We start from the raw sequence: 26,886 nt of genomic DNA on the forward strand, positions 1-26,886 counted from the left end.
TTGCGCTTCTCTCGAATGTCTGTTAGGGGCAAAGAGAAGGTGAAAAATGAATTAGGATTTGCGTTCATGGCGGTGAATCTAAGAAAGTTCACCACCATGAACGCGAAAACAAGCTGGGCATATAACGAAACAAAGCAGAAAAAAGGCACCAAACCATACTTTTTATGGTTGGTGCCTTTTTTACGTTATTTTAGGCTAGTTATGTCCCAGCCTCTTTTTCTATAGCAAAAGGGCTCCTGGATGACCCAGTGAGCCCTTTTACGTTTTATTCGACAACATATTCATTGAAGAATTCTTCAAATTGTTCATTTGGTGCTGCACCTTTAATACGTGCAATCTCTTCACCATCTTCAAAGTGAATTAACGTTGGAGTTGCTTCAATACCATATTCATTCCATCCTTCTTCAAACTCTAGAACGTTGTATTGTTCGACATCTACTCCCATTTCATCTGCAAGCGGCATGAGACGAGGTGTTGCTTCACGACAATACTCACAAGTTGGGCTAAAGAAGTATACTGTCGTTTCTTCCCCTGCTTCGAGTTTTTCTTCTAATTGATCAGGTGTGATGATATTTTGATAATTCGGATCATCTAATAGGGCAGCTGTTTCTGTATCTAAAGTGGATTTTCCGTATGGGTTATCCTCTCCGACATCTTCCGTTTCTGCCATATTCGTTAATACAGCTGTAGCTGCAAATAATGCGATAATGATGACTCCAAATATAATCAGTTTCTTCATTGATTACTCCTCCTTCATTTTTTTCCACACGATGATTGACGTAATAAAAATGATTAAAAATGCGATCCCTGCTAAGAACGGGATTGTAACAAATCCGAGCCAATCAATGTAAGCCCCTGTACAGGTGACTTGGCCACAAGATGGTGCAGATTGTTGTAGCGCATCAACTTTCTGTATGGAATAGTGGTATGTCGAAATGATAAAACCAATTAATGATAGCACGGTTGTATAATAAACAGCTTTTGTATCCTTAATGGCAATACCAATAAATAAGATGATGACCATTGGATACATAAAAATTCGTTGAACCCAACACAGCTTACAAGGCTCGTACATTCGAACTTCAGAAAAATAAAGTGAGCCGAGTGTCGCAACTAGAGCAACAATCCAAGCAAAGATCATCAAATTTTCATTGATCTTTTTCATATATACACCTTCTTTTTATACAACAAGATTATATTATGAATTGTACTAGAATGTAAGTAATTTGTATGGTGTTTATGAAAAATATTTATGACGTTTCTTTTAAAGTATAAGTTAATGGTTGATAAATCCCTTTATTAATTATATTATTATATAAGCAAATACGAATATAAGGTGGTCAATAATATGGAAAAAATGTATTTAAAAGTGGAGGATGCCGCACAAGTTTTAAAACTAATGGGCGATAAAACACGCCTATCCATTATGCGGTTTGTCAATGTAGATGAGTGCTGTGTATGTGAATTAGTCGAATTATTAGGTCTGTCACAGCCAGCTATTAGTCAACACTTAAGAAAACTAAAGGACGCCAAACTATTAAACGAGCAAAGAAAAGGACATTGGGTGTTTTATTCCATTAATAAAGAACATCCAGCTATAGAAGTCGTTCAAGGAATCTTAGATGCATTACCAAATGGTAAACAAGAATTAGAAGAGCTATCGAATAACAATTTACGTATTATTTGTGACTAGAGAGGAAGTTTTTTGTGGAAATTATAGCGAGTCTTATTTTTTTAATCACCCTTACTTTTGTCATCTGGCAGCCTAAAAACTTAGGGATTGGATGGTCGGCATGTGGGGGTGCGATTTTAGCCCTTATATTTGGTGTTGTCACATTTGGGGATGTAGTGGCGGTTACAGATCTCGTTTGGAACGCCACATTAGCTTTTGTAGCCATCATTTTAATTTCATTAATTTTAGATGAAATTGGATTTTTCGAATGGGCTGCATTACACATGGCGAGAATTGCGAATGGCAGCGGGTTAAAGATGTTTATATTAGTCACGTTGCTTGGAGCTGCCGTTGCGGCTTTATTTGCGAATGACGGTGCTGCACTCATTCTAACGCCTATCGTATTATCAATGGTTCGTGCTTTGAATTTTAAAGAAGCGATGATTTTACCATTTATTATGGCTAGTGGATTTATCGCTGATACAACATCACTGCCACTTATTATCAGTAACTTAGTTAATATTGTGTCAGCTGACTTTTTTGGGATTGGTTTTACAGAGTATTTAGTTCGTATGATCATTCCGAACTTATTCTCGCTTATAGCAAGCATCATGGTTCTTTATTTATTTTTTAGAAAATCGTTACCAAAAGACTATGATTTATCAAAACTTAAACAACCACATGAGGCGATTAAAGATCATAAAATGTTCCGCTTATCATGGTTCGTACTTGCCATATTATTAGTGGGCTATTTTGTGAGTGAATTTGTAGAGATTCCAGTTTCATTTGTAGCTGGTATCATCGCGATATTCTTCTTATGGATGGCTAACAGAAGTCCAGCTGTCCCAACTACTGAAGTCGTAAAAGGAGCACCTTGGGATATCGTGTTCTTTTCCATCGGAATGTATGTGGTCGTATATGGCTTACGAAATGTCGGATTAACCGATTGGTTAGCACAAGTGTTGGATGCAGCAACAGATTATGGACTGTTGGCAGCAACCATGTCCATGGGTTTTATCGCAGCTATTTTATCATCCATTATGAACAATATGCCGACGGTTATGATCGATGCTCTAGCTATTGCGGATACGAATACGACTGGTTCTATTCGTGAGGCATTGATTTTTGCGAACGTCATTGGGAGTGACCTAGGTCCAAAAATCACTCCGATCGGGTCGCTTGCAACTTTATTATGGCTACACGTTTTATCGAAAAAAGGGATTCACATTTCGTGGGGATATTACTTTAAAGTAGGAATCATATTAACGATTCCCGTCTTATTCTTCACGTTATTAGGATTATATATTTCATTAAGATTAATATAAAAGCGAGGGATTCACATGTCTAACAAACCGATTTTATACTTTTTATGTACGGGTAACTCTTGCCGTAGTCAGATGGCAGAAGGTTTAGGAAAAGAAATTCTAGGTGACGAATGGGACGTTCACAGTGCTGGAATCGAGGCACACGGATTAAACCCAAAAGCCGTTGAGATGATGAACGAGATTGGTATTGATATTTCAGATCAAGAATCATCCATCATTGATCCAGAGATTTTAAATAACACTCAATTAGTGATTACCCTATGTGGTGATGCACGTGAAAATTGCCCAGTATTACCTAAAGGAGTTAAGTCAGAGCATTGGGGCTTAGTCGACCCAGCCAAAGCTGAAGGAACGGAAGAAGAGGTGAACCAAGTGTTTCGTGACGTAAGGGATGAAATCAAGAATAGATTGATGGAGTTAAAAGGTAGAAAATGATGAAGATAGACCGCTCTTAAGGCGGTCTTTTTTGATATGGAAAGATTCAACGGTCGTTTTTCAGCTTGTTAAAGGTCAAAGTTAGTCTTTTTGATAAGTTAATGATTTCAAACTATGTGCTAGTAAAAACTGTGCCCCGTAATAGGTTGTCATTACGAGAATTCCTGATAATGGTACGTCAGTGACGAACATGTTCCAAGCTAAAAAAGAATCAGAGATAACAAAGAGAACTGCACCCATTGCCGTATAGATGTTTCGAGTCATGATAGCCGCCCAAGCCATTGCGGAGATTACAATAATGTATAATGTAACGGGTAGGATGAATGAGGTGTCTGTTATAGATTGAATAATCCCATTGCCTAAAATATAACTGTAAATCACAATAGGAATGATGGTCATAGCACGAACAAACGATGATCGATATCTAGTTAAAAATCCAGCCATATAAAATACATGCGCAATTAAGAAAGCAGTTAACCCCACGATAAACCAATGTAGAGTGACATCCCCGACAATACTGAAGATGAGTCCAATCATGATAGCGTAATGAATAAAGAAGCGTTGTTTTGGAAGATTCATAAACGCATAGATCATAACTAGAATCATAGGTAGAGCTTTAAATAGAAGTTTTATAGGAAGTGGCGAGTCAGGTAAAATAAAAATATAAAAAACAGCAGTTAATAAAATAAGCGAAGGGAGAATTTTTTTCATGATCATACACTCCTTTTAAAAAATATATTCAATTAATGACATAAAATGACGGGGATAATTTACACCATATGATGTTTGAACAAGAAAAATACGTAAAAAATGTAGTTTGTTTTAAGGGGGGATGAAAATAGAGTATATAAGTATGAAACACGAAGAAGCGATTAGCGTGATTAACAGGCTTAACATCTTCCGTGACCTATCTGAGTATGATCCGACTCTATGTGGGACGATTCCATTAGGAATTGATGTGGAACAGTCAGATTTAGATATCATTATGGAAGTTCATCGATTTGAAGAATTTAAAGAGAAAATCCACAACTTATATGGTAGCTTTGAAAATTTTTCGATTAAAATTAAAACGATTAGAGATCAGCAAACAATCATAGCGAACTTTTGGTATGAAGGATTTGAATTTGAACTCTTTGGACAAAGTAATCCAGTCCATAAACAATATGCTTATTTACATATGGTGATTGAACAGGAAATTTTAAAACAAAACTCGAAGCTTAAAAAGGATATCATCAAGTTAAAACAAAATGGTTACAAAACAGAGCCAGCTTTTTGTAAGGTACTTGGGTTGAGCGGGGACTCTTATGAAGCGCTTATTGAGTACGGTAAAAAGCAATCGTACATTTAGGAGGGCAAAGATGACAAAGACAAATTGGCAGAAGGAAGTAAAGGAAAAATGGAACGAGAATGCAACGTTTTGGAATTCAAAAAGCCAAGAGATGTGGGAAAATGGTAGTCGACAATCTATTATCCCTTTCTTGAAAAAGTACGTTGAACCGGGTGCAAAAATTTTAGATCTTGGTTGTGGTGATGGATATGGCTCCTATAAGTTATGGATAGAAGGTTATGATGTAACAGGTGTAGACTTATCAGAGGAAATGATCCGCTTTTGTCAAAAACGGGTAACAGATGATATGAAGCACCTACACTTTCAACAAGCGGATATGTTAGATCTTCCGTTTGATGACCATACTTTTGATACCCTCATGGCAATTAATGCTTTAGAGTGGGCTGAAGTGCCAATCGATGCCTTTAACGAAGTCACACGTGTTGTAAAACCAGGAGGAACATTGTGTGTTGGGATTCTTGGACCGACTGCGGCTCCAAGAGTTAATAGCTATAATCGGTTATACGGAAAAGATGTCATCATGAATACGATGATGCCTTGGGAATTTCAAAAGTTGGCTGAAGAGAATACTTTAAAAATCGTGGATTGTGAGAAGGTCTACAAGCGTGGAGTTAACCTAAAACATGTAGGGTCATTACCAGAAGATTTAAAGCAATCATTAACTTTTATGACACTATTCATGTTAAAAAAATAGCTGCCGAACTAATCGGCAGCTATTGTCTATATTATATAAGCACTTCTACGTCTGCATTTTCGCGAAGCTGTTCAAGTAGTTCAAGTTCTTTTTCGCCAGATTTTTGACTTTTAACTTGCTCTCTTAATTGATCTTCCATATCTTCTAAGCTGTCTTCAACTTCTTGACCTTGTTGTTCCATAGCACTCTTGTAGTTATTATAAGCTTCTTCAAGCTCTTCGTCTGTTACTTCTGGTTCTTCAACGTTTTGCTCTAAGTACTCAGTCGTAATTAAGTTCTGACGAATATTTTCTTTAACTTCTTCTTCAGTTGTTTCATTTTCTTCTAATACTTCTTCTTCGCTCTCTAAGTCAGTTGCTTCTTGTACTTGTTGAATTTGTGATTGATATTCTTCGTCAACTTCTTCTTCATCAACTTCAATTCCTTCGTCAGCAGCCGCTTGCTTGACTAATTCAATATGAATTAAGTTGTCTAATGCTTGTTTTTGAATTTCACCTGCAAGTTGAGATGGATCTTGTCCCATTTGTTGATATTGCTGGTTAAAGAAGTTAACACTTGATTTAAGCTCTTCCCCTAAAATTTCTGTTTCGTTTACAGTTGCTACTACTTGATCATCTTCAATATCCTCAATTGCTGCAGACTCTTCACTGCCTTCTTCATTTTCATCTTCGTTTTCTTCAGCATTTTCTTCCTCTTGGCCTTGTTCTTCTTCATTAGGCTCTTCTTGGTTATCACTTTCGTCGCTGTCGCCTGTGCACGCAGCTAGGAAAGCTGTTAACATAACGATCAGAATCGCTGTTAAGAACTTTTTCATGGAAAAAACACATCCTTCTGATATTAATTAGGTTTCGAGTATGAATTGTAGCACAATGTCTTTTATAGACACAAGTTATAACCATAATGTAAAGAAAATGTAATCTCTGTCGAATCCCTTGCTTTTTCATTCCAAAAGGAGTAAAGTATTAATAGTACGAAGTAATTGAGATCGATGTTTACTGAATGGCCTCTTTTAGGAAGTCTAAGTAACAAGATTCAATTGTTTTGTCGTAATTTTTTAAAGGAGGTCATTCTAAATGACAGGTACAGTAAAATGGTTTAACGCAGAAAAAGGCTTCGGTTTCATCGAGCGTCCAGACGGAGATGACGTTTTCGTTCATTTCTCAGCAATCCAAGCTGACGGTTTCAAAACATTAGCTGAAGGTCAAAACGTTGAATTCGAAATCGTTGAAGGCGACCGTGGACCACAAGCAGCTAACGTTGTTGCTAAATAATAAACGATTAAATTAAGTCTTTTAAAGCGCGCGTAAATTTACATTTACGTGCGTTTTTTATATACATAAAGGAGTGAAAGCATGAATTGGAATACTAAATCCTTTTATGAATTAACTCATGACGAACTATATGACTTATTAAAGTTACGTGTGGATGTTTTTGTAGTCGAACAAAATTGCCCTTACCCAGAAATTGATGGATATGACAAGGTGTCCAAGCATCTTTTTGTTGAGAAAGAAGGTCAAATTTTAGCATATTGTCGAATCATTCCGCCAAAAGTCAAGTTTGATGAAGCCTCGATCGGCCGAGTGATTACGCATGAAAGTACAAGACGTACAGGGATTGGAACAGAACTGATCAATCGTGCATTAGAGTACATAGCTTCTGCCTACCATCACCCGAATGTTAAAATTGAAGCTCAATCTCACCTCCAATCGTTTTATGGACAATGCGGATTTAGAACCATTTCTGATGAATTTTTAGAAGATGGCATTCCGCATGTCGAAATGTTGTTTGAAGAAAAAAAGTAAATATTTGCAGGAATTAGGTTATGAAATGTGTAATGTATCCTTTAGGATGTGATAATCATGAAGCATTTATTAAAATTTAAACGAGTTTCAGAGTGCCCAATCGACCAGTTAGTAGATGTATGGAATCGAGGGTTTAAGGGGTATATTGTCGATGTATCTATGACGATGCAATCATTTTTAAAAAAAATGGTTACGGAGGATTTAGATCCTGAACATTCTGTTGTGGCTTTTGATGGAGATTATCCAGTTGGTATTGTGATGACTGGATTTCGTCAAGACGAAGATGCTTTGTATGCTTGGAATGGTGGGACAGCGATAGATCCTGAGTATCGAGGTACTGGAGTTAGTCATGCCTTGATGGAAGAAGTGCTGTCTGTTTATAAGGAAAAAGGAGTCCATACAGCATACCTTGAAGCTATTTCTACAAACATACGGGCCATCAAACTTTACGAAAAACATGGGTATGAATTGATCGAAAGGTTGACATTCTTTTCAGGACCTGAAGAAGGACAAGACATAACCGTGATTCATGATTATGAATTGGAATGTATAAGAGTTCCGAGCGAAAAGATTCAATCATTATCGTTTTACCAACGTCATATGCCTTGGCAAAATCAATTGGAGAGCTTAAAAGAAGGAATTGGTTATATTTTATATGATCGAGAACGTCCAATCGGATATGCTATGACCAAGGAGACTTATGACGAAAAAGGGCAACTAAAATCGGTACAGATTTATCAACTTGGAATCGAGCCTGTTTTAGAAGGCGATTTACTATTGTTGATTACATTTTTACATAAAATTTTTAAACTTGAACGAGATGGAATAAAACGGTTGATTTTTAATTTTCCGAACCGTGATGACCATGTTCTTAGTGCATTAAGTGAGCTAGGATTTCATAAAACCATAGAACAAGTTCACATGAAAAAGTTGCTATAGTTTGCTGAATAGTGAATGAAAATGGTAATTTGAGGGTATGAAGTAATTAGGACAAATTTTAGAAGGAGTGGTTAACATGAGTACATTATTCACGTCAAAAGCTACTGCAAAAGGTGGCCGTGGTGGTCACGTTAAGTCTGATGATGGTGTCATTGATCTAAATGTTGTAATGCCGACTGAAAATACAGATGAAACTGGGACAAACCCAGAACAGTTATTTGCAGCCACTTATTCAACTTGCTTTGATGGGGCATTAAATTTAGTTGCTAAAAACAATAAAAAAGACATTGACTCGACAACAACAGCTGAAGTTAGCTTTATGAAAGATGAGTCAGATGGTGGCTTTAAAATTTCGGTTAAATTAATTTCTGAAATAAGCGGTGTTTCACAAGAGGAAGCAGACGATCTGATAAAAGAAGCTCACCAAGTTTGCCCTTATTCAAAAGCGACTAGAGACAATATTGATGTTGAGTTAGAAGCGAAAGCTAAATAAAATGATAAAACCGAGGCACAGACCTCGGTTTTTTATTATCTATTTTTAGAGATTTATTATCCAATTTCGGGAATTTATTATCTATATTTAGAATTTTATTATCTATTTCATAAGATTTATTATCTAAAAAAGAAGATTTTTTATCTAAACTTCATTTTTTATTATCTAATTACCCTGCTTTATTATCTATTTGTATCACATAAATAAGCCCCTGCCATTCAGCAGGGGCTTGTTTATTAATCTAGGATACGTATTCGAACCTGTTTAACGCCATATCGCTTAGCATCAGCTTCATTAGGCATGAATATATCAATACGATGACCTTTAATCGCTCCGCCAATGTCTGCTGCGACGGCAGTTCCATAACCTTCAACCCAAACGCGAGATCCTATTGGAATCACATCAGGATCAACTGCGATTACTTTTCGTTCTGGGTTTTCTCTTAAGTCAATTCCAGTATAAGTAGTTCCACTGCAACCTTCACAGTAGGCAGTGTAGGCTGTAGCTTTTACATACATTTGCTCGCCTTGACTTTCTTTACTGACTTGTTGAACGTTTTGTTCCTCTTGTTGTTTATTTGATTCTGATTGAGCTTGTTTCTTCTCTGGTTTTGGCTCAATCAGTTTAATTTCTTTTTTCTCTGAAAGTCGATTCTCTGCTTCTGAGAAAAATTGTACATGATGTTCTTGAGCTCCATTTTTATAATCTTCAGTTGTTGTTTGTGTCTCAGTTGCACTTACAGGAGTACTCAACATCATTAGTGCACTAAGCGTTAAGAAAAACACCACGACACTAACTAGTCGTTTACTCATTCAAAAACCTCCATTATATATGTCAATATGACAATAGTCTTTATTTACTTTCTCGATTCCCAAAGGTATTTGAGAAAATTTTCCCTTTTTGACCCTTGGCAAGTATAACAACTTAATATCTCAAGTCAATTACAATGCTTGGTCAGACATATAACAATATGATGACAAAAGACTATTGACAAGGTGAGACGTTTGAAATATGGAAGTTGAAACAGTTGACGAGCACTAGTTCATTCGGTTTATACTTTAATAAATATTGAAGATTCACAAAAAGAAAGTATGACTTAATATAATAAGATAGATTTAAGGGTAAGGAAGGGGACATCATCTTGAAGATTCTGCTGATTAACGGAACGATTACGGGTGAGAAAACAAAAGTTTTATTAAAAGAAGTAGAGAAACAGTTAATGGAATGGATTCCTTCAAATGAGATTCAACCACTTTATTTGGAAGACTATGATATGCAATTTGCGGATGGACGTTCTAAAGAAGATTACAATGATGACACAGTCCATTTGATTAACCAAATAGAGGCGGCTGATGGGTATATCATTGCGACACCTGTATTTCAAGGTTCCATACCAGGTGCTTTGAAAAACATGTTTGATTTGGTTTCTCCCAAAAGTATGCGATATAAGCCCGTTGCGATTATTGGTAATGGCGGTACATTTCAACACCATTTAGTCATCGAAAATCAGCTTAAACCGATTTTAGATTATTTCCGATGCTTAACAACACCGAATTATGTCTATACCCATTCGGGTCATTTTTCACATACGAAAGAACTAATAGATGAAGATGTTAAAAATCGACTTCATGAATTATCTTACGTATTTTCTAAATACTTAAAGATGAGTCAGGATATGATTCATAATCAATAGAAAAAACAACTGGCTGATGTGGCCAGTTGTTTTGTTATTCTCCAATAAATTGTGGTTCACGTTTGTTTAAAAATGCGTCAATTCCTTCTTTATGGTCGTGGGTTTGGCGCATTTTAGCTTGTCCTCTTGTTTCTTGATCTAACACTTCTTCTAGTAGCGGTAGTTGCTTTCCATTAATGATTAATTTACTCGTAATCATGGATTGGATAGGTGATTGTTGTAATTTGTTTAAATAATGGTTTAATGCTTGATTCCAATCAGGAGTTGCTAAATCGACTAGTCCAAGTGTCTGGGCTTCGTTTGCCGTCATCATTTTTCCTTCCCAAATGGTGTGTTTCGCTTTAACGGGGCCTAAGCGTTGTTCCATGAAGAAATGGCCACCACCATCTGGAATTAACCCAATCCCAATAAAGTTCATCGCCACTTTAGCATCCTCTTTAGCGATTATAAAATCAGCTGCCAGCGCAACACTCAATCCTAAACCTGCAGCCGCACCGTTTAATACTGACACTGTCACTTTTGGCATCGAGTAGAACGTGGTAACGATGTTTTTGATGATACCCATGACATCTTTAAAGCCATTAGGATCAGAGTTTTGAAGCATCGTTTTCATATCACCACCTGCAGAAAAGGCGTTACCTTCTCCAGTTAACACGACAATTTTTGAATCATCCTCTTTAATCTTGATTAATTCATCATTTAATTCAGTCAATAACTCGACATCCATTGCGTTTAACTGGTCTGGTCGGTTTAATTTAATCGTTGTTATAGGACCGTCTTTTGTTACTAAAACTGTATTGTTCATGTGCTCACCTCGTTAATTTTTAATTTCGTTTAATTGCTTATAATAGTCGATGGCTTTTTCGTACTCTTTTTTCTCCGTGTAAATCTCAGCTAAAAGTTGAAGCAATTCTTTAATTAACCCATTTTCACCAATGCTTTGAAAGTAAGGTAATATCACTTTCTCGCAGCGTTCTAAGAAGTTTTCGTCATGAGTTTGATCATATAGTTGATGTCTTAGAATGTAGTAGCGGTGACGTACTTTGGTTAGATTAGCTCCTTTTAGTCGTTCTTCCCCTTGTTTTAAATATTCTTCAGCCTTCTCTAGTTTTCCTTGTTGAAAATAAATTTTTGCGATGATGAGTGTCGAGTGGGTAATATCATACAACTGTTGATGGTTCTCTAACGCTTCTAATAATAAGTTTAAAGCACGATTGAGATTGCCTTTTCGGTAATAAAGAATGGCTAGGTTATGGGTGGCACGTGATCGTACTTTCGGGGAGTCCCCCATTGGCTTTGATTGTAGGACTTGATTGAAGTAAGTTTCTGAGATGTCGTATGCTCCAAGGTTTAAATAGTTAATCCCCAATAAATGATAACAGTCGGTAACTTTTCGATAGAGTAAATCATTAGCGTATTGTTCTAATGCGACTCCAACATAGTAGTTAGAGTAAATGGGCTTTTGCATTCCCATATAAGATAGTGCGAGTAAGTAATAAATCTCAGGATCTCTTAAATTATTTTCTTCTAATATATCAACAGCTTTATGGAAGTAATAATTAGCCTGTTTAGAATTAAGGTGACAGTTATAGTAAAAACCAATCACTTTGTAAAAATAAAACTTTTTTTGACCTTTAAAAGTATTCTCTAACCTTAATAGTTCTTGAAAGTTTATATGATACCTTTCAGCCGGGTTCGTCGTAATAAGATAGTAAAAGTGAATGAGCTGAAAATAATTTTGAACATATGGCTCGTGGAAAGGTGTTATGACCTCTTTCAATTCTTCTACTATTTCTTTAGCTTTATCTAGTTTTTGTTCGGTAATAGATCGATACAATAAATCAATTTGTGCGTGGATTGTTTTCTCATCATACGATGAGAGCTTCTCATAATCCATATTTAACCGTTCGAACAATATTTCAATCGTATCCTGTTTAGGCTCGATGACTCCGCTTTCGATTTTACTTAAATATGATATTGAGCAAACTCCACTTGCAAGATCCTTTTGGGTTAATCCATTTTTCGTTCGATAAAACTGTATAACCGCACCTATGTCCATTGACATCACCCGTTTCTATATTTCTGTATAAATTTTACCATAAATAGTAGAGATTAATAGAATTGACTTCAATATAGTTTAAGATTACTATAGAAATATCATATTGAATATTTTGAAACAATGAGGTGTAAACATTTCGGTGTTTACTTAAAAGGGAAGTTCGGTGAGAATCCGACGCGGTCCCGCCACTGTGTATGGGAAGCAACTAATCAACCACTGTCCAAGAAAGGATGGGAAGGGGTTAGGAGCTATGACCCTAAGCCAGGAGACCTGCCTGATTGTTTTAGCTCGTTTTCCTTCGGGTTTAAAGGAAAGGCTATGATCGGTTGCAATCGTCGTGCCTTCGTTTTTCTGACCTGTTGGAAAACGAAGGCATTTTTATTTTAGTAAAAGGGGAGAGTTAGATGCAGAAAAAAATATGGTTATGGTTATTAAGTTTAGTGCTTGCTGTCGGGTTAGCGGCATGCCAAGGGGATCAATCAGAAGACGAGACGCCAGAACAAAACGAAGATACTGAGCAACAAGAGGAAAACGGTGACGAATCATCCGGTGAAGAAACTGAATCTGGAGAGTTTGAAGAGGTCACCTTAACGGATAAAAGTGATACTGAAGTAACAGTAGAAGAAAAGCCTGAAAAGATTGTATCCGTAATCCCAAGTGCTACAGAAACTGTCTTTGCAGTTGGTGCAGGTGAAGAAGTTGTAGGTGTATCTGAATGGGCTAACTATCCAGAAGAAGTTAATGACATTGAAAAAGTCGGGGACCAACAATTAAATATAGAAAAAATCGTCTCGCTTGAGCCAGATTTAGTCGTGGCTGATTTAAATAATGCGGATGATATTGAAGCGATGCGTCAAGCCGGTTTAAATGTCTTGGTTCTAGGTGCTCAAAATTTAGAAGAAGTATATAAAGATATTGAGTTAGTTGGTCAAGCAACCGGTCATATGGATCAAGCAACAGAAGTCATTGAACAGATGAAATCCGATGTAACAGAAGTTCAAAATGCGGTAAGTGATTTAAGCGAAGATGAGAAAAAACGTGTATGGATTGAAGTTGGACCTGAGTTATATTCGGGAGGAGAAGGATCGTTCATAGATGAATTAATCAACCTTGCTGGTGGTGTCAATATTATTGGAGACCAAGAAGGCTGGCCACAGGTGAGCGAAGAGGTTGTATTAGAAAAGGATCCTGAAGTCATTATTACAACGTATGGTTATTATATGGATGATGCTGTGGATCAAGTGTTAACAAGAGATAACTGGCAAGATGTCACAGCTGTTCAAGAAGAACAAGTTTATGATTTGCACAGTGATGTATTGACACGTCCAGGACCACGATTGACTGAAGGGTTAAAAGAATTAGCTCACTCAATTTATCCGGATTTAGTTGAATAAAGGACGTTCATAAAGTGAAGATCAAACATAATTTATGGGTTTGGTTACCTGTATTTTTCCTCATTTTAATATTGGTCATGAGTATTTCTGTGACATTAGGGGCGGCTAATATAAATTGGCAGCTTGCCTGGCAAATCATTTTTTCAAAAATTCCAGGGATCTCAACTTTCATAGAAGAAAGCTGGAGTTCGTCAAATGAGACCATTGTTTGGGATATTCGATTACCACGTGTTTTACTAGGGGCAGCTGTAGGAGCTGCCTTAGCTCTTGCTGGTGCAATTTATCAGGGTGTTTTGCGAAACCCGCTAGCAGATCCATTTATTTTGGGTGTATCATCAGGGGCATCTTTTGGTGCAGCTTTAGTTTTTGTGTTCGGATTACAAATTGTTTTGCTAGGACGGTTTACCTTGCCTGCTGTGGCGTTTTTATTTGGGTTTTTAAGTTTACTCATTGTTTATTTTTTATCAAGAGTTAATCAAAAGGTGCGTCTAGAGACGATCATCTTAGCTGGTGTAGTCGTGCAATCATTTATTGGCGCATGCTTGTCATTAGTCTTAGCTTTATCAAACGAACATCTCCAGACAATTGTGTTTTGGATGATGGGAAGCCTGGCTTTAACGGACTGGGGTTATAATCAAATTATTTTTCCGATTATATTAATCGTTAGTATTGTCTCATTATTCTTTATTAAAGAGCTGAATATGTTAGGTCTTGGAGAAGAAGCGGCACATCATAGCGGGGTATCCGTACAGCGCACAAGATTTTTATTGCTTATATTAGCTTCGATTATCACCGGGGCAGCTGTATCAGTATCTGGTGCGATTGGATTTGTAGGATTAGTCGTTCCCCATATTATTCGATTAATGTTTGGAGCGGATTATCGCGTGATTCTTCCATTATCGATTGTAGGTGGGGCTATATTCCTGGTAGGAGCTGATGCCGTCGCCAGGACGATTATGGCACCAAGAGAGTTGCCGTTAGGTGTGATTACCGCGTTTTTAGGTGCACCATTTTTCGGTTATTTGTTGCGTAGAGCTAAACGTGGATACTTTTAGGAGGACATCCGATGCTTGATATACAAAATGTGAGTAAAAGCGTAGATGGGAAGCCGATTGTTCAGGATATACAATTGTCGATTCAAAAAGGAAAATGCATAGGATTGATCGGCCCAAATGGAGCTGGTAAATCAACAGTGGTTAAACTTATTTCAGCTTTAGAAAAACCAAGCGCTGGACAAATTCAATTTATGGGTAAGGATGTTCAAGATTGGTCAGTCAAAAAACTAGCTCAGCATATAGCAGTGTTAACACAAGAAGGGTTAGCACCATATCCAATTACTGTTTATGATGCTATCTTAATGGGACGCTATCCACATTTAGGCTTTTTTCAACGTGAAAGTAAAAGAGACTATGAGATTGTTGAGGAAGTTTTAAAGATTACCGATTTAACGGAGTTTCGTGATCAATTACTTGATACCTTAAGTGGCGGGGAGCGTCAACGAGTTGCCATCGCGAAAGCCATGGTTCAACAGCCAGAACTTTTACTCCTTGATGAACCTACAACTTATTTAGATATTGGTCATCAATTAAACATTTTGAAGCTCGTTCAAGACTGGCAAAAACGGGATGGGTTGACGGTCGTCATGGTGCTACACGATTTAAATTTAGCGGCACAGTTTTGTGATGAACTCGTATTAATGGATCACGGAAGGGTTGTTAGGGTTGGCACTAGTGAAGACATTATCGCTAAAGAAATGTTAGAGAGCGTGTATCATGCTAATCCTGAGATTATTCGACATCCAAAAACTAATATTCCCCAAATTTTATTATAATTTTCATTCTTAAATGATGGCTTGTCTAGTATAATGATTACTAGTAAAGAAATGAAATGGGGAAGACGTATGATTGAATGGAGAAATCTTTATCGTGGTTTAATGATGGGAGCCAGTGATATTGTTCCAGGTGTTAGTGGTGGAACAATCGCGGTTGTCCTTGGAATTTACGAACGTTTTATAGAAGCCATTAATGGTGTTTTTACAAAAGAATGGAAAAAACATCTAGCCTTCTTAATACCTCTAGGTGTCGGGATCGTATTTGCCATGTGGAGTTTGGCCGGGATTATTAATTGGGCGTTAAATCATTACCCGAACCAATTAATGTTTCTATTTTTAGGATTAATTGCTGGTGTCATCCCATTCTTAGCTAAAAAGTCGAACTATCAAGAAACATTTGGTGCCACCCATTTTATTATATTAATTTTGGCAGCCCTTTTTGTTGGATCAATGGTATTTGTTAATCAAGATCCAGCAGGTGAAGCCATCACAGAGTTTGGACCATCGATTTATATCATGTTATTTTTATCAGGTTGGCTAGCTAGCTCAGCCATGATTTTACCTGGTGTCAGTGGTTCATTTTTATTACTTTTAATTGGGATGTATCCGACTTTCTCTAATGCAATTCATAATTTAGTGATTGAAGCATTAATTCCACTAGGTTTAGGGATTGGTTTAGGACTGATCGTAATGAGTAAGGTTCTAAGGTATTTGTTTCATCGTTTTTATTATCAAACATATGCCTTAATCATTGGCTTGGTGGTCGGTTCATTAGTCGTTGTGTTCCCGGGCTTTGAATCTGATATGGTGTTGAATGTGTTTAGCATAATATTTTTAATCATAGGTCTATTAATAGCGTATGGTTTAGGAAAAGTTGAACATTGATATATGACGAACTGTCCCAGATTGGGGCAGTTTTTTTATGTTGCTATAAGGGGTTTCTATAAATAAAAATGAGTTTACTAAAAAGGACGCCCACATTAAGTGGGCGTCCCTTACTAAGCATTTAAAGCTTATGAAACACCGGCTCTCGATTCTTAAATGTTGTGACATATGTAAATCCAATCTCTCTTAATAAATCATAAGCTTCGTCAATTCGATCCCCAACGCGTTCTGGTTTGTGAGCGTCAGATCCGACTGTGATAATCTCACCACCCATATCATAATACAGCTGTAAAATATCCTTACTTGGTAGTAAACGATTCATATTGTACTTATATCCAGAGGTGTTAATTTCAATCCCTTGTCCGCGTGGAATAATGGTCTTAAAAATGTCCTCCATCACTTCATGGAAGTGGTGTACCCCATCTTCATACTTATAACGAGTGACTAAATCGATATGTCCTAATATGCTAAAGGCGTCATATCGTTTTACGCATTCTAGGAGCTCCGTATAATACTTTTCATAAGCCACATCTAACGTACAATCTTCAAATAACTTACCTGAATGTAAGTCCTTACAATCAGTCGTATGCATGGATAAAATAATGAAATCGAAATGATTGGCTTTGATGAGCTCTTTATATTGGTCAATTAAATGCGGTTGAATGCCTAGCTCAATTCCTTTTCGAATATCAAGCTTAGTTGAAAATTTCTGTTTAACTTCTTGATAAGCTTTTTCATACTGTTCTAGATCCACATCGAAGACGATGGATGTGTCTGGATAATCGTAATCAATATGGTCAGTAAAACAAATCGATTGTACTCCTTTATCAACGGCAGCCTCTGCCATTTTCTCCATGGGAGCTTCACAATCTGCTGAAAAAGTCGAGTGCATATGAAAATCGTACATGTCATTCTCCCTTTCATGAATATACTAAATTTCATTTTAATACCTTGACATACTGCTTGTACAGACATTAAAATATAAAACATACCTTTAATCTGATAAAGTGATAAACAAATAGAGCGATAAAGGAAGTTGTGTATGCAATTCGGAAATCAATTACCTCAAGGAGTCGCAGATTTATACTCTAACGATTATGAGAGAAAAGAATATGTCATCGACCAAATCAATCAAACAACCAAACTATATGGATTTAAACCAATACAAACGCCAACTTTCGAATACTATGATTTATTTATGAATATGCCAGGTACAATGGATACCGATCAGATGATTAAATTAATAGATCATGATGGAAAAATTTTAGTTCTTCGCCCGGATGCGACGATCCCAATCGCACGAATGGTGGCAAACTCAAAAGATCCGGTTACATTTGAAAAACTATCATATGTCACAAATATTTTCCGAATGCAAAATGGAGATTCGGATGTGTTTTCAAGATCGTTTACGCAACTAGGGGTTGAGTGTTTTGGTCAAAAAGATGCGTTCATTGATGTTGAGATGATTGCCTTAGCGATTGAAGCATTAAAAGCAGTAGGACTTGAGCGTTTCCAAATCGATTTAGGGCAGGCAAAGTTTTATCAATCACTCATGAATGAAGTTGATTTACCACAACATGTACAGCGTGAAATTCTAAGTAAGTTGGAACAGAAGAATGAATATGAGTTATCTCTTATTCTAAATAAATATAACGTCAATGAACGTGTTACGAATGTTTTATTAAAACTAGCCAATTTATTTGGGACACCTAGAACTGTTATTCAACAAGCCAAAGATCTAGCCTTAACAGATGAGATGTTAGAGGCCGTTCAAGAACTAGAGTGGACTGTGAATCAGTTAGCAGACCTTGGGATGGCCCCGTTTATTTCAGTCGATTTAGGATTAGTTAACCATTTGAATTATTACACGGGGGTGATGTTTCAAGGGTATGTCCATGGCTTTGGTCGTTCTGTTATACAAGGTGGTCGCTATGATCACTTGACTGAAGAATTTGGTTTAAAAATTGATGCAATTGGATTTGGGGTTTATATCGATCAATTAATGGATGTATTAAAGCAGCAAGATGTAGCGCTAGCCTCCGAAGAACTCCAACTATCTATTGTCAGTCGTAATCGAACAGATGCCTTTAAAATTGCGCAAGAATTAAGAGAGGAAGGTTTTATCGTTGATTTGTTCAGCACGGAAAATCGTCCGATTCTGATTGATTTAGATAATGAAAAATTAATAAAAGGTGAAAACGAAGAACGATTCCAATCCACTAAAGATCTTATTGATAAGGTAGGGCGTTTATATGGAAAAAGTTAAAATTGCACTCACCAAAGGAAGGTTGGCAGAAGAAAGTATTAAAGTTTTTGAAGCGATTGGTCTTAAGTTTTCAGCTTATAAAGAAGACAGTCGAAAATTGATTTTGCCAAGTGATTGTGGTCGCTATGAAATCATCTTAGTGAAGGCACTAGATGTTGCTACATATGTTGAGAATGGTGCCGCTGACATTGGGATTGCTGGAAAAGATACGCTACTTGAAGCAAATGCAAATGTATTTGAATTGGTCGATTTAGGGTTTGGAAAATGTCATTTCGCTGTTGCGGGTCAAGGTGGTTTTGATTTGAATCGAGCTATAAAGTTATCGGTGGCGACGAAATATCCGAGAGTAGCAACTCAATTTTTTCAAGAAAAAGGAAAACAAATTGAAACGATTAAGTTAAACGGTTCAGTAGAATTAGCGCCACTTGTCGGTCTATCGGATGTGATTGTCGATATCGTTGAGACAGGGCGAACATTAAAAGAGAATGGACTCGAGGTCATCGAAAGCATGTATTCCATTAGTGCTAGATTAGTTGTCAATAAAGCGGGCTATAAAACGAAAAGCGAAACATTACAACCGTTTGTCGGACAGGTGAAAGAGGCTGTATCGGTAACAAAGGGGTGAGTCAAATGAAAATTCAACAAATAACGAAAAATGATATCCAACAAATTATAGAGGCTCGTAAACAACGACAAAGTGAAGACCTAACACTCATTGATAAACGCGTTCAAAATATAGTCGAACGAATCAAACAAATGGGGGAAAAAGCGGTATATCAATATGTTGAAGAATTCGATCAGGTAAAACTTGATTCTATATTTGTGAGTGAAGAAGAAATAAACGATGCACTAGATTCGTTGGATCAAGGTATGAAAGATATCTTAAATGAAGCTAAAGCGAACATTGAGCGTTATCACAAGCTGCAGAAAGAAAAATCATGGTATACCCAAGAACAACCTGGAACTTGGCTAGGACAACAAGTGACGCCTATTGAACGTGTCGGAGTATACGTGCCAGGTGGAAAAGCTGCTTATCCATCAACAGTGCTCATGAATGTCATCCCAGCAAAAGTAGCCGGTGTCCGAGATATTATCGTCACCACACCGGTTGGAAAAGGTGGAGCGGTTCATCCAATGACGATTGCAGCCGCAAAGATGGCAGGAGCAACTCAGATTTTAAAAGTAGGCGGTGCACATGGGATTGCGACATTAGCTTATGGAACGGAAAATTTTAAATCAGTTCATAAAATAACAGGTCCAGGTAATATTTACGTCGCTCGTGCTAAAAAATACGTATTTGGTGATGTTGGAATAGATATGATTGCAGGTCCGAGTGAGGTGTGCATCCTTGCAGATGACACGGGAACTCCTTCATACGTTGCAGCTGATTTAATAGCACAAGCTGAGCATGATGAGTTAGCATCAGCCATTCTAGTAACAGATTCGCATCAACTCGCCAATCAAGTTCAAGATGAGGTTTATCGTCAAATGGAAGAGCGGAAACGAAAGGAGATTCTTCAGCATTCTATTTTGAACCAGAGTGCGATTTATGTCACTTCAGACCTTGAGACTGGTTTTGATTTAGTCAATGATCTAGCCCCAGAACATCTAGAACTGTTACTTACTAATCCATTTGAACAATTAAGCCGAGTGAAGCATGCCGGAGCCATATTTTTAGGAGAATTTTCACCGGAGCCACTAGGTGATTACTGGGCAGGGCCAAATCATACCTTACCGACAAATGGTACGGCGAAGTTCTCATCTCCACTTGGAGTCTACGATTTTATGAAAAAATCAAGTGTTATTTACTATGATCAATCAGCGCTGATAGAAGCAGAGAGCAAAATCAGTCGATTCGCCGATGAGGAAGGTTTAGATGGCCACGCGGCCTCCATTCGTAAACGATTTGAATAAAGGAGAAGTGACAGTATGCGTCAATCAACCATTAAACGTGATACGACAGAAACCCAAATCGAATTAAAACTTAATATAGATGAATTTAACCAAACCACCATTGAGACAGGAGTGGGCTTTTTCAACCATATGTTGACGCTTTTCGCGGCTCACGGAAAGTTTGGATTAAACATTAAAGCAGCTGGTGACCTAGAAGTCGACGCACATCATACGGTTGAAGATGTTGGAATTGTCTTAGGGAGAGCTTTTAATGAAGCCATGGGTGATAAAAAAGGAATTAAGCGTTACGCTTCTGATTTTACACCGATGGATGAATCTTTGAGTTTAGTATCCATCGATATTTCAAACCGTCCTTATTTAGTTTTTGATGTAGAAGGTTTACCTGAAAAAATAGGGACGTTTGATAGTGAGTTGGTAGAAGAATTCTTCCGTGCGTTTGTTAATCAAGCGGGTGTCACACTACACATCAAGCTGATTCATGGTCAAAATAGTCATCATATCATTGAATCGATTTTTAAAGGGTTTGGTAGAGTGTTAAATGAAGCAGCTACTATTTTGGATCCGGATGGAGAGGTACCGTCAACGAAAGGAACTTTATCATGATTTCGATTATTGATTACGGAGCAGGCAACTTAAGAAATGTTAAGCATGCACTTGATTTGCTCGGGTTGGAATCGTTTATAACAGACAATCCTGAAGACTTAAGTCAGGCTAAAGGGATGATCTTACCTGGTGTAGGGGCGTTTGGCCAGGCGATGGAGCAACTTCGTGAAAAAGGTTTTGTTCAAAAAATCATTGAAGAAGCTGAATCAGGTAAACCACTTTTAGGAATCTGTTTAGGGATGCAGTTATTATTCGATAAGAGTTATGAACATGGTGAGCATGAAGGACTGGGCTTAATTTCAGGTGAGGTTGTTCGTTTTGAAACGGATTTAAAAGTACCTCATATGGGGTGGAATCAACTTGAAACAGCTGAACATTATGAGAATCACCCGATCGTAAAAGGGATAACCAATGGGGATTATGTTTACTTTGTTCATTCATTATTTGCTCGTACAAGTAAAAACAAAGACGAGTTATTCAAAACGGAATACGACCAATTTTTTACATCAGCTGTAATGAAAGAAAATGTGATCGGTATGCAATTCCACCCAGAAAAGAGCTCAAAGGTTGGGATGCAGTTATTGAAAAACTTTGGGGAGATGGTGACGCGTGAATATATTTCCAGCAATTGATATTAGAAATCAACAAAGTGTTCGATTATTACAAGGGGACTATAACCAAGAAACATATTATGGTAATCCAATCGACATGGCTAAACGATGGGTCAATGAAGGAGCCAGGTATTTACACATTGTTGATCTCGATGCAGCCAAAGGTGATCCATCCAATAATTTAGAAGTCATTCAACAAATCGTTGAAGAGGTTGAAGTACCGGTTCAAGTTGGAGGAGGAATTCGGTCAGAGAATCGAATCAAAGAATTATTAGAGGTAGGCGTGGAACGCGTCATATTAGGAACAGCTGCTGTTAAAGAGCCAGAGTTTGTAAGGGATTCTGTTGAAAGATTTGGTCATCGTGTCGTCGTATCGATTGATGCTAGAGATGGATATGTCGCGACAGATGGGTGGACGGAGACATCGTCGTTAAGAGCGTTAGATTTTGTGAAAAAGCTAGAAGATGCAGGTGTTCAAACCATTGTTTATACGGATATCTCAAAAGATGGCATGCTTCAAGGCCCGAATTTACAAGAGCTCAATTACATGAATGATGCTACTTCGATTGATGTCATTGCATCAGGGGGCGTCACAAGCATAGATGATATTCAAGCTTTAAGCGGGATGGGTATTTACGGATCTATTATCGGAAAAGCGCTATACGAAGGTGAAATTGACCTCAAAGCTGTGATGGAGGAAGTATCATGCTAGCGAAGCGAATTATACCTTGCTTAGATGTTCGTAACGGACGTGTCGTAAAAGGAACACAGTTTCAAAATATACAAGATGTAGATGATCCAGTTGTTTTGGGAAAGCGATACAGTGAGCTTGGAGCTGATGAATTGGTATTTTATGATATAACAGCTTCTCATGAAAAGCGTTCTATTTTTTTAGATGTGGTTAAACGAGTTGCAGAAGAAGTACATATTCCGTTTACTGTTGGTGGTGGCATTAAATCTGTTGAGGATTTTCGTACCGTTTTGAATGCAGGCGCTGATAAGGTTTCGGTTAACAGTTCAGCTGTTCGAAACCCTTCGTTAATCGAAGAAGCAGCGAAACGTTTTGGCGATCAATGTGTTGTGTTATCGATTGACGCGAAGCATGTTAATGGTAAATGGAAGGTATTCGTTCAAGGTGGGCGAAAAGATACAGGACTTGAACTCTTTGATTGGGCTCAAGAAGGTGTTCGTCTTGGCGCAGGGGAGGTTGTCTTAAACGTTATGAATGCAGATGGCGTTAAAACAGGTTATGACGTAGAAGTAACGAGTCAATTGGCAGAAACGGTCAATGTCCCAGTCGTTGCCTCAGGTGGAGCTGGAAGGGCGGAACACTTTTTGGAGGTTTTAAAAAACGGTGCGGATGCAGCTCTTGCGGCATCTGTTTTCCACTTTGGTGAAATTGAGATCCAGAACTTAAAGCAATTTTTATCAATTGAGGACTTACCAATTAGGTTAGGGTGATTAGATGGAATTCAAATTTAATGATGATGGATTAATCCCAGCAATTGTTCAAGATTATAAAACAGGTGACGTTTTAATGCTTGCTTATATGAACGAAGAAGCCATTCAAAGAACAAAAGAAACCAAGACGTCTTGGTTTTACAGTCGAAGTCGACAGGAGTTATGGAATAAAGGAGTAACGTCTGGCAATACGCAAATCGTTAAAAAAATGAGTTATGATTGCGATGAAGATACGATCTTATTACAAGTCGAACAAAAAGGGGCTGCTTGTCATACAGGTGAGCGAAGTTGTTTTTATCGTGAACTTGTTTTAGACGAAGAACTTTCGTTTAATCGTAATGTCATTCATAAAGTGTATGAAGCCATTTTAGAACGCCGAGACAGTCCGAAAGAAGGATCGTATACGAATTATTTATTTGATGAAGGCGTGGATAAGATTTTGAAGAAGGTTGGAGAAGAAGCGAGCGAAGTTATTATTGGAGCGAAAAATGATGATGAAGAAAACTTAGCCATGGAAATCGCTGATCTGACGTATCACATGTTAGTGTTGTTGGCAGAGAAAGGGATGCCGATTGAACGAGTGAAAGAGGAGTTAACGAAGCGAATGAAAGGGGACTAAACATGAGTAAGTTCTGGAGCAGTACGGTTCGGAAAACGAAGCCTTATGTACCAGGTGAACAGCCGAATGAAGCGGATGTTATTAAGTTAAATACGAATGAAAACCCTTATCCGCCATCGCCTAAAGCAGTAGAGGCGATGCGAAGCGTGATTGGCGATGATTTAAGAAAGTACCCCAATCCAACAGTCGATTCATTAAGAAAAGTGATTGCTGATAGAGAAGAGGTAAAGCCTGAAAATGTGTTTGTTGGAAATGGTTCTGATGAAGTGTTAGCTTTTGCTTTTCAAGCGTTTTTCGAGACTAATGAGGCGATCAGGTTTCCAGAGATTACGTATAGCTTTTATCCAGTTTACGCGAAACTTTATGATATCCCTTATCAGACAGTTCCGTTAAAAAACGATTTTACTATTGATGTAGATGGTATGTGTAATTCCATTGGTGGTGTTATTTTCCCGAACCCCAATGCGCCTACTGGAGTGGCTTTAAAGCTGAACGAAATAGAAAAAATCATTCAATGTAATTCGAATCAAGTTGTAATTGTTGATGAAGCATATGTTGCATTTGGAGCGGAATCGGCTGTTCCATTAATAAAAAAATATCCTAATGTCCTGATCACTCGCACGTTATCAAAATCACACGCACTTGCCGGCATTCGATTAGGATATGCGATTGGAAGTACTTCTCTCATTGAAGGATTAGAACGAATCAAAAATTCGTTTAACTCCTATACGATTAATCGTGTGACCTTAGCAGGAGCTGAAGCGGCCTTGCAAGATGATGAATATTATGATGAAATGATTTCACGTGTGACCGACACCCGTGAATGGACTACACATCAGCTTGAAGACTTAGGTTTTGACGTACTTCCATCACAAGCTAATTTTTTATTTGTCAGTCCTTCTAAAGTGACGGCCCAAGAGCTATATGAGTCACTAAAACGTGAGAAAATTTATGTAAGATATTTTGAAAACCTTGAAGATTATATAAGAATTTCAATTGGAACGGAGAATGAGATGAAGGATTTTGTAGAAAAAGTTCGTCACATCATAGAGTCCATTAAAATTTAAGGACCCAGCCTAAGCCTAGGTCCTTTTAATTTTCTTCTTTATCTAATTCCCAATAAATAAAACTTGTGGATTGATCCATTACCTTCATATGGACTTTCTCTAGGACCCTTATAGAGGCCTTGTTATCAGCGTGACATTCAGCTTGAATTTTGTGTACATCATCAAATGAAAAGGCCCAATTAATCAGCTCCGTCACACCTTCAGTCGCAAAACCTTTACCTTGTTCTCCCGGTAAAATTCCATAACCAATTTCAACCGTATGGTTTTTGGGTTTACCTTTAAATCCCATATCTCCAACAATTTTGTTACTCTGCTTAACCAATACGATCCAAACACCCCAGCCCAACAATTCAGGGTCTTGCTCTAAATTCTCCAGATAAGTTTTTATATGTGGTGGCGTATCAAATTTTCTTGATAATACAACGTCTTTTGTACATGGAACTAATGTTAATCTTTCGGATTCTAACTTCATTTGTTCACCTTTTCTCATATTTAATGACCTGATCAGCTATTTTTATAGGGTTAACCTTATGAAGGTAGTGCTCTTCACCTAACCAATAACGACGCTTATATTTTTGCAGCCTCTTTTCATGACTTCCATTGTAAGGGTCGCGATTTAACACTCTGTCAAATCGAATATCGCGCGGACAGTCTAAATAACAGACGTAATCCAAATATTCTCTCCATTCGTCTCTTTGTAGAAAAATCCCTTCAATAATAACAATACTACTTGAATCTAAATTTATTTTTTCTTGATAAATTTGATCGGTCTCATAAACATAAAAAGGAAGAGTTAAGTCAGAGTTAAGATAGATTTTTTTAAATAACTCTCGCTTTAATAACTCAACATCCCATTGGAGATAATAATATTCGTACCATTCATCGTGACCTGTATTATAACGTTTATGTCTTTCAACAATATGGTCATCAATATGGACGACTCTTACCTTATAATTTTGACTGGTCAATATATTTTCAAGTTGTTGGGTGACTGTTGTTTTTCCCGCGCCACTTAAACCATCGATTGCAACGATAAAAGGGCGAGTTTTCGTGTGAGCTTCATATTTATCTATAATTTCGTTAATTATTCGATCCATCACATGCCACACTCCCAAAAAATTCTATATTCATTGTACCACTCCAATGTATAAGAGTTTCTAATTAAATAATAATAACGATAAAATCACTTGAACTTTCAAATTTATGGGGAGGTGGAAAAATGGGTAAGGAAAAAGAGCGTAAGAAAGAAAACATTAATGTTAAATTAGGTGGTATGGAGATTCACGGTACGACTTCTAATAAACCGATCGCTGGTTATCAAGCTTCTGGTGATATAGAGAATGCTGGACAATTGGACAAAGGGTTTAAGAAAGTGGAAGAATCTGATCGACAACCTGATGCTTCAATTAAAGAAGGAGACCAAGAGGATTATTAACTTGAAAAGAGGCTGGGACATAACTAGCCTAAAATAACGTAAAAAAGGCACCAACCATAAAAAGTATGGTTTGGTGCCTTTTTTCTGCTTTGTTTCGTTATATGCCCAGCTTGTTTTCGCGTTCATGGTGGTGAACTTTCTTAGATTCACCGCCATGAACGCAAATCCTAATTCATTTTTCACCTTCTCTTTGCCCCTAACAGACATTCGAGAGAAGCGCAAATTAGCCTTCAGAAATCCAAAAACAGGTTCAACATCTACTTTTCGTTTGCCGTATAGTTCACCCGTTTTTTCTTCCGAAAGCTTTTCCCTTGTATATGCTTTTTGTTGTTCCCATTTT

At 37.4% G+C, this 26,886-nt stretch carries 35 protein-coding genes, 1 pseudogene and 1 riboswitch; of the genes and pseudogenes, 25 read left to right on the top strand and 11 right to left on the bottom strand.

Annotation, left to right across the window (positions count from 1 at the left end):
* Positions 1-225: pseudogene (locus tag BMY57_RS12640) on the top strand (IS5/IS1182 family transposase); the annotation flags it as partial.
* A gap of 40 nt (positions 226-265) precedes the next feature.
* Here BMY57_RS12640 and BMY57_RS12645 read toward each other — a convergent pair.
* Together BMY57_RS12645 and BMY57_RS12650 are read right to left on the bottom strand one after the other, a co-directional pair.
* Positions 266-739, bottom strand: a complete 474-nt coding sequence (locus BMY57_RS12645; protein ID WP_091774913.1) for a thioredoxin family protein — start codon at positions 737-739, stop codon at positions 266-268.
* Positions 740-742: 3 nt separating this feature from the next.
* On the bottom strand, positions 743-1,165 hold the full coding sequence (locus BMY57_RS12650) for a disulfide oxidoreductase (protein WP_091774916.1): 423 nt from the start codon (positions 1,163-1,165) through the stop codon (positions 743-745).
* Positions 1,166-1,348: 183 nt separating this feature from the next.
* Here BMY57_RS12650 and BMY57_RS12655 point away from each other — a divergent pair, with 183 nt between their 5' ends.
* The 3 genes from BMY57_RS12655 to arsC are packed head-to-tail and all read left to right on the top strand — an operon-like array spanning position 1,349 to position 3,432.
* A complete protein-coding gene (locus BMY57_RS12655; protein WP_091774919.1) occupies positions 1,349-1,693 on the top strand; it encodes an ArsR/SmtB family transcription factor in 345 nt (114 codons plus the stop codon).
* 14 nt (positions 1,694-1,707) lie between these two features.
* Positions 1,708-2,997 (top strand): arsenic transporter, encoded by a 1,290-nt coding sequence (locus tag BMY57_RS12660; protein ID WP_091774923.1) that lies wholly within the window; start codon positions 1,708-1,710, stop codon positions 2,995-2,997.
* A gap of 15 nt (positions 2,998-3,012) precedes the next feature.
* Positions 3,013-3,432, top strand: a complete 420-nt coding sequence (gene arsC, locus BMY57_RS12665) for an arsenate reductase (thioredoxin) (RefSeq protein WP_091774926.1) — start codon at positions 3,013-3,015, stop codon at positions 3,430-3,432.
* Positions 3,433-3,513: 81 nt separating this feature from the next.
* On the opposite strand, the gene BMY57_RS12670 is transcribed toward arsC, so the two are convergent.
* Positions 3,514-4,143 carry a lysoplasmalogenase gene (locus BMY57_RS12670; RefSeq protein ID WP_256205307.1) on the bottom strand — a complete coding sequence of 210 codons (630 nt, stop codon included), beginning with the start codon at positions 4,141-4,143 and terminating at the stop codon, positions 3,514-3,516.
* 121 nt (positions 4,144-4,264) lie between these two features.
* Between BMY57_RS12670 and BMY57_RS12675 the strand changes: the two genes are divergently transcribed.
* Positions 4,265-4,780 (top strand): DUF4269 domain-containing protein, encoded by a 516-nt coding sequence (locus tag BMY57_RS12675; RefSeq protein WP_091774931.1) that lies wholly within the window; start codon positions 4,265-4,267, stop codon positions 4,778-4,780.
* 10 nt (positions 4,781-4,790) lie between these two features.
* On the top strand, positions 4,791-5,474 hold the full coding sequence (locus BMY57_RS12680; RefSeq protein WP_091774934.1) for a class I SAM-dependent methyltransferase: 684 nt from the start codon (positions 4,791-4,793) through the stop codon (positions 5,472-5,474).
* 31 nt (positions 5,475-5,505) lie between these two features.
* Here the strand turns inward: BMY57_RS12680 and BMY57_RS12685 are convergent, their stop codons facing one another.
* Positions 5,506-6,288 (bottom strand): SurA N-terminal domain-containing protein, encoded by a 783-nt coding sequence (locus BMY57_RS12685; protein WP_091774937.1) that lies wholly within the window; start codon positions 6,286-6,288, stop codon positions 5,506-5,508.
* A gap of 259 nt (positions 6,289-6,547) precedes the next feature.
* On the opposite strand from BMY57_RS12685, the gene BMY57_RS12690 reads away from it, so the two are divergent.
* From BMY57_RS12690 to BMY57_RS12705, 4 genes are all read left to right on the top strand, one after another.
* Entirely contained in the window at positions 6,548-6,745 is a 198-nt protein-coding gene (locus BMY57_RS12690) for a cold shock domain-containing protein (protein ID WP_054751951.1), read from the top strand.
* An 81-nt stretch (positions 6,746-6,826) separates the two neighbouring features.
* Positions 6,827-7,276: a GNAT family N-acetyltransferase gene (locus tag BMY57_RS12695; RefSeq protein WP_091774939.1), complete on the top strand. Its 450-nt coding sequence runs from the start codon at positions 6,827-6,829 to the stop codon at positions 7,274-7,276.
* 57 nt (positions 7,277-7,333) lie between these two features.
* Complete coding sequence (locus BMY57_RS12700) at positions 7,334-8,215, top strand: GNAT family N-acetyltransferase (protein WP_091774942.1); 882 nt, start codon at positions 7,334-7,336, stop codon at positions 8,213-8,215.
* 76 nt (positions 8,216-8,291) lie between these two features.
* Positions 8,292-8,708, top strand: coding sequence for an organic hydroperoxide resistance protein (locus BMY57_RS12705; protein WP_091774945.1), 417 nt, complete (start codon positions 8,292-8,294; stop codon positions 8,706-8,708).
* A gap of 236 nt (positions 8,709-8,944) precedes the next feature.
* Here BMY57_RS12705 and BMY57_RS16425 read toward each other — a convergent pair whose 3' ends face one another.
* The gene (locus BMY57_RS16425; protein WP_091774947.1) at positions 8,945-9,520 is read right to left on the bottom strand and encodes a 3D domain-containing protein; all 576 of its coding nucleotides are present in this window, start codon (positions 9,518-9,520) and stop codon (positions 8,945-8,947) included.
* 329 nt (positions 9,521-9,849) lie between these two features.
* Here BMY57_RS16425 and BMY57_RS12715 point away from each other — a divergent pair, with 329 nt between their 5' ends.
* Positions 9,850-10,401, top strand: coding sequence for an NADPH-dependent FMN reductase (locus tag BMY57_RS12715; RefSeq protein ID WP_091774950.1), 552 nt, complete (start codon positions 9,850-9,852; stop codon positions 10,399-10,401).
* 34 nt (positions 10,402-10,435) lie between these two features.
* On the opposite strand, the gene BMY57_RS12720 is transcribed toward BMY57_RS12715, so the two are convergent.
* Together BMY57_RS12720 and BMY57_RS12725 are read right to left on the bottom strand one after the other, a co-directional pair.
* Positions 10,436-11,206 (bottom strand): enoyl-CoA hydratase, encoded by a 771-nt coding sequence (locus tag BMY57_RS12720; RefSeq protein ID WP_091774953.1) that lies wholly within the window; start codon positions 11,204-11,206, stop codon positions 10,436-10,438.
* Between the two features lie 12 nt (positions 11,207-11,218).
* A complete protein-coding gene (locus tag BMY57_RS12725) occupies positions 11,219-12,460 on the bottom strand; it encodes a helix-turn-helix domain-containing protein (protein ID WP_177176388.1) in 1,242 nt (413 codons plus the stop codon).
* A gap of 106 nt (positions 12,461-12,566) precedes the next feature.
* Positions 12,567-12,752, top strand: a riboswitch (cobalamin riboswitch).
* Positions 12,753-12,864: 112 nt separating this feature from the next.
* Here BMY57_RS12725 and BMY57_RS12730 point away from each other — a divergent pair.
* From BMY57_RS12730 to BMY57_RS12745, 4 genes are all read left to right on the top strand, one after another.
* Positions 12,865-13,854 carry an ABC transporter substrate-binding protein gene (locus BMY57_RS12730; protein WP_091774958.1) on the top strand — a complete coding sequence of 330 codons (990 nt, stop codon included), beginning with the start codon at positions 12,865-12,867 and terminating at the stop codon, positions 13,852-13,854.
* Positions 13,855-13,868: 14 nt separating this feature from the next.
* Complete coding sequence (locus BMY57_RS12735; RefSeq protein WP_256205308.1) at positions 13,869-14,909, top strand: FecCD family ABC transporter permease; 1,041 nt, start codon at positions 13,869-13,871, stop codon at positions 14,907-14,909.
* Between the two features lie 11 nt (positions 14,910-14,920).
* A complete protein-coding gene (locus BMY57_RS12740) occupies positions 14,921-15,685 on the top strand; it encodes an ABC transporter ATP-binding protein (RefSeq protein ID WP_091774960.1) in 765 nt (254 codons plus the stop codon).
* Between the two features lie 69 nt (positions 15,686-15,754).
* Entirely contained in the window at positions 15,755-16,570 is an 816-nt protein-coding gene (locus tag BMY57_RS12745; protein WP_091774962.1) for a DUF368 domain-containing protein, read from the top strand.
* A 121-nt stretch (positions 16,571-16,691) separates the two neighbouring features.
* Here BMY57_RS12745 and BMY57_RS12750 read toward each other — a convergent pair whose 3' ends face one another.
* Positions 16,692-17,477, bottom strand: a complete 786-nt coding sequence (locus BMY57_RS12750) for a histidinol-phosphatase HisJ family protein (protein WP_091774964.1) — start codon at positions 17,475-17,477, stop codon at positions 16,692-16,694.
* A gap of 135 nt (positions 17,478-17,612) precedes the next feature.
* Between BMY57_RS12750 and hisZ the strand changes: the two genes are divergently transcribed.
* The 9 genes from hisZ to hisC are packed head-to-tail and all read left to right on the top strand — an operon-like array spanning position 17,613 to position 25,111.
* A complete protein-coding gene (gene hisZ, locus BMY57_RS12755; protein ID WP_091774967.1) occupies positions 17,613-18,836 on the top strand; it encodes an ATP phosphoribosyltransferase regulatory subunit in 1,224 nt (407 codons plus the stop codon).
* Positions 18,823-19,461, top strand: a complete 639-nt coding sequence (gene hisG, locus BMY57_RS12760) for an ATP phosphoribosyltransferase (protein WP_091774969.1) — start codon at positions 18,823-18,825, stop codon at positions 19,459-19,461. Before hisZ ends, hisG begins: the two co-directional genes overlap by 14 nt.
* A 5-nt stretch (positions 19,462-19,466) precedes the next feature.
* Positions 19,467-20,750 (top strand): histidinol dehydrogenase, encoded by a 1,284-nt coding sequence (gene hisD / locus BMY57_RS12765; protein ID WP_091774971.1) that lies wholly within the window; start codon positions 19,467-19,469, stop codon positions 20,748-20,750.
* A gap of 15 nt (positions 20,751-20,765) precedes the next feature.
* A complete protein-coding gene (gene hisB / locus BMY57_RS12770; protein WP_091774974.1) occupies positions 20,766-21,353 on the top strand; it encodes an imidazoleglycerol-phosphate dehydratase HisB in 588 nt (195 codons plus the stop codon).
* On the top strand, positions 21,350-21,985 hold the full coding sequence (gene hisH / locus BMY57_RS12775) for an imidazole glycerol phosphate synthase subunit HisH (RefSeq protein WP_091774977.1): 636 nt from the start codon (positions 21,350-21,352) through the stop codon (positions 21,983-21,985). Before hisB ends, hisH begins: the two co-directional genes overlap by 4 nt.
* Positions 21,963-22,676, top strand: coding sequence for a 1-(5-phosphoribosyl)-5-[(5-phosphoribosylamino)methylideneamino]imidazole-4-carboxamide isomerase (gene hisA, locus BMY57_RS12780; RefSeq protein ID WP_091774980.1), 714 nt, complete (start codon positions 21,963-21,965; stop codon positions 22,674-22,676). Before hisH ends, hisA begins: the two co-directional genes overlap by 23 nt.
* Entirely contained in the window at positions 22,670-23,425 is a 756-nt protein-coding gene (gene hisF, locus BMY57_RS12785; RefSeq protein WP_091774982.1) for an imidazole glycerol phosphate synthase subunit HisF, read from the top strand. Before hisA ends, hisF begins: the two co-directional genes overlap by 7 nt.
* Positions 23,426-23,429: 4 nt before the next feature.
* Positions 23,430-24,044, top strand: coding sequence for a bifunctional phosphoribosyl-AMP cyclohydrolase/phosphoribosyl-ATP diphosphatase HisIE (gene hisIE / locus BMY57_RS12790; RefSeq protein ID WP_091774985.1), 615 nt, complete (start codon positions 23,430-23,432; stop codon positions 24,042-24,044).
* Between the two features lie 2 nt (positions 24,045-24,046).
* On the top strand, positions 24,047-25,111 hold the full coding sequence (gene hisC / locus BMY57_RS12795; protein ID WP_091774988.1) for a histidinol-phosphate transaminase: 1,065 nt from the start codon (positions 24,047-24,049) through the stop codon (positions 25,109-25,111).
* Between the two features lie 25 nt (positions 25,112-25,136).
* On the opposite strand, the gene BMY57_RS12800 is transcribed toward hisC, so the two are convergent.
* Both BMY57_RS12800 and BMY57_RS12805 read right to left on the bottom strand, forming a co-directional pair.
* Positions 25,137-25,583, bottom strand: coding sequence for a GNAT family N-acetyltransferase (locus tag BMY57_RS12800; RefSeq protein ID WP_091774991.1), 447 nt, complete (start codon positions 25,581-25,583; stop codon positions 25,137-25,139).
* 4 nt (positions 25,584-25,587) lie between these two features.
* Positions 25,588-26,208, bottom strand: coding sequence for a kinase (locus tag BMY57_RS12805; protein WP_091774994.1), 621 nt, complete (start codon positions 26,206-26,208; stop codon positions 25,588-25,590).
* 122 nt (positions 26,209-26,330) lie between these two features.
* On the opposite strand from BMY57_RS12805, the gene BMY57_RS12810 reads away from it, so the two are divergent.
* Entirely contained in the window at positions 26,331-26,546 is a 216-nt protein-coding gene (locus BMY57_RS12810; protein ID WP_091774997.1) for a hypothetical protein, read from the top strand.
* Here the strand turns inward: BMY57_RS12810 and BMY57_RS16305 are convergent.
* The coding region (locus tag BMY57_RS16305) for a transposase (RefSeq protein ID WP_256205309.1) at positions 26,514-26,886 on the bottom strand (373 nt) is incomplete at its 5' end. The genes BMY57_RS12810 and BMY57_RS16305 overlap by 33 nt on opposite strands.

This window comes from Piscibacillus halophilus, from assembly GCF_900110685.1.
Taxonomy (GTDB): Bacteria; Bacillota; Bacilli; order Bacillales; family Alkalibacillaceae; genus Piscibacillus; species Piscibacillus halophilus.

What these genes read in the sequence shown, in the direction of transcription:
- BMY57_RS12700 (WP_091774942.1), top strand. Translation starts at nt 7,334, where the DNA reads ATGAAGCATTTATTAAAATTTAAACGAGTTTCAGAGTGCCCAATCGAC.
- hisZ (WP_091774967.1), top strand. Translation starts at nt 17,613, where the DNA reads ATGCAATTCGGAAATCAATTACCTCAAGGAGTCGCAGATTTATACTCT.
- BMY57_RS12670 (WP_256205307.1), bottom strand. Translation starts at nt 4,143, where the DNA reads ATGAAAAAAATTCTCCCTTCGCTTATTTTATTAACTGCTGTTTTTTAT.
- hisF (WP_091774982.1), top strand. Translation starts at nt 22,670, where the DNA reads ATGCTAGCGAAGCGAATTATACCTTGCTTAGATGTTCGTAACGGACGT.
- hisIE (WP_091774985.1), top strand. Translation starts at nt 23,430, where the DNA reads ATGGAATTCAAATTTAATGATGATGGATTAATCCCAGCAATTGTTCAA.
- BMY57_RS12645 (WP_091774913.1), bottom strand. Translation starts at nt 739, where the DNA reads ATGAAGAAACTGATTATATTTGGAGTCATCATTATCGCATTATTTGCA.
- hisC (WP_091774988.1), top strand. Translation starts at nt 24,047, where the DNA reads ATGAGTAAGTTCTGGAGCAGTACGGTTCGGAAAACGAAGCCTTATGTA.
- BMY57_RS12745 (WP_091774962.1), top strand. Translation starts at nt 15,755, where the DNA reads ATGATTGAATGGAGAAATCTTTATCGTGGTTTAATGATGGGAGCCAGT.
- BMY57_RS12750 (WP_091774964.1), bottom strand. Translation starts at nt 17,477, where the DNA reads ATGTACGATTTTCATATGCACTCGACTTTTTCAGCAGATTGTGAAGCT.
- BMY57_RS12740 (WP_091774960.1), top strand. Translation starts at nt 14,921, where the DNA reads ATGCTTGATATACAAAATGTGAGTAAAAGCGTAGATGGGAAGCCGATT.
- BMY57_RS12685 (WP_091774937.1), bottom strand. Translation starts at nt 6,288, where the DNA reads ATGAAAAAGTTCTTAACAGCGATTCTGATCGTTATGTTAACAGCTTTC.
- hisB (WP_091774974.1), top strand. Translation starts at nt 20,766, where the DNA reads ATGCGTCAATCAACCATTAAACGTGATACGACAGAAACCCAAATCGAA.
- BMY57_RS12725 (WP_177176388.1), bottom strand. Translation starts at nt 12,460, where the DNA reads ATGGACATAGGTGCGGTTATACAGTTTTATCGAACGAAAAATGGATTA.
- BMY57_RS12810 (WP_091774997.1), top strand. Translation starts at nt 26,331, where the DNA reads ATGGGTAAGGAAAAAGAGCGTAAGAAAGAAAACATTAATGTTAAATTA.
- BMY57_RS12705 (WP_091774945.1), top strand. Translation starts at nt 8,292, where the DNA reads ATGAGTACATTATTCACGTCAAAAGCTACTGCAAAAGGTGGCCGTGGT.
- BMY57_RS12675 (WP_091774931.1), top strand. Translation starts at nt 4,265, where the DNA reads ATGAAAATAGAGTATATAAGTATGAAACACGAAGAAGCGATTAGCGTG.
- BMY57_RS12800 (WP_091774991.1), bottom strand. Translation starts at nt 25,583, where the DNA reads ATGAAGTTAGAATCCGAAAGATTAACATTAGTTCCATGTACAAAAGAC.
- BMY57_RS12650 (WP_091774916.1), bottom strand. Translation starts at nt 1,165, where the DNA reads ATGAAAAAGATCAATGAAAATTTGATGATCTTTGCTTGGATTGTTGCT.
- BMY57_RS12730 (WP_091774958.1), top strand. Translation starts at nt 12,865, where the DNA reads ATGCAGAAAAAAATATGGTTATGGTTATTAAGTTTAGTGCTTGCTGTC.
- hisH (WP_091774977.1), top strand. Translation starts at nt 21,350, where the DNA reads ATGATTTCGATTATTGATTACGGAGCAGGCAACTTAAGAAATGTTAAG.
- BMY57_RS12680 (WP_091774934.1), top strand. Translation starts at nt 4,791, where the DNA reads ATGACAAAGACAAATTGGCAGAAGGAAGTAAAGGAAAAATGGAACGAG.
- BMY57_RS12690 (WP_054751951.1), top strand. Translation starts at nt 6,548, where the DNA reads ATGACAGGTACAGTAAAATGGTTTAACGCAGAAAAAGGCTTCGGTTTC.
- BMY57_RS16425 (WP_091774947.1), bottom strand. Translation starts at nt 9,520, where the DNA reads ATGAGTAAACGACTAGTTAGTGTCGTGGTGTTTTTCTTAACGCTTAGT.
- hisD (WP_091774971.1), top strand. Translation starts at nt 19,467, where the DNA reads ATGAAAATTCAACAAATAACGAAAAATGATATCCAACAAATTATAGAG.
- BMY57_RS12805 (WP_091774994.1), bottom strand. Translation starts at nt 26,208, where the DNA reads ATGGATCGAATAATTAACGAAATTATAGATAAATATGAAGCTCACACG.
- BMY57_RS12695 (WP_091774939.1), top strand. Translation starts at nt 6,827, where the DNA reads ATGAATTGGAATACTAAATCCTTTTATGAATTAACTCATGACGAACTA.
- hisG (WP_091774969.1), top strand. Translation starts at nt 18,823, where the DNA reads ATGGAAAAAGTTAAAATTGCACTCACCAAAGGAAGGTTGGCAGAAGAA.
- BMY57_RS12655 (WP_091774919.1), top strand. Translation starts at nt 1,349, where the DNA reads ATGGAAAAAATGTATTTAAAAGTGGAGGATGCCGCACAAGTTTTAAAA.
- BMY57_RS12720 (WP_091774953.1), bottom strand. Translation starts at nt 11,206, where the DNA reads ATGAACAATACAGTTTTAGTAACAAAAGACGGTCCTATAACAACGATT.
- arsC (WP_091774926.1), top strand. Translation starts at nt 3,013, where the DNA reads ATGTCTAACAAACCGATTTTATACTTTTTATGTACGGGTAACTCTTGC.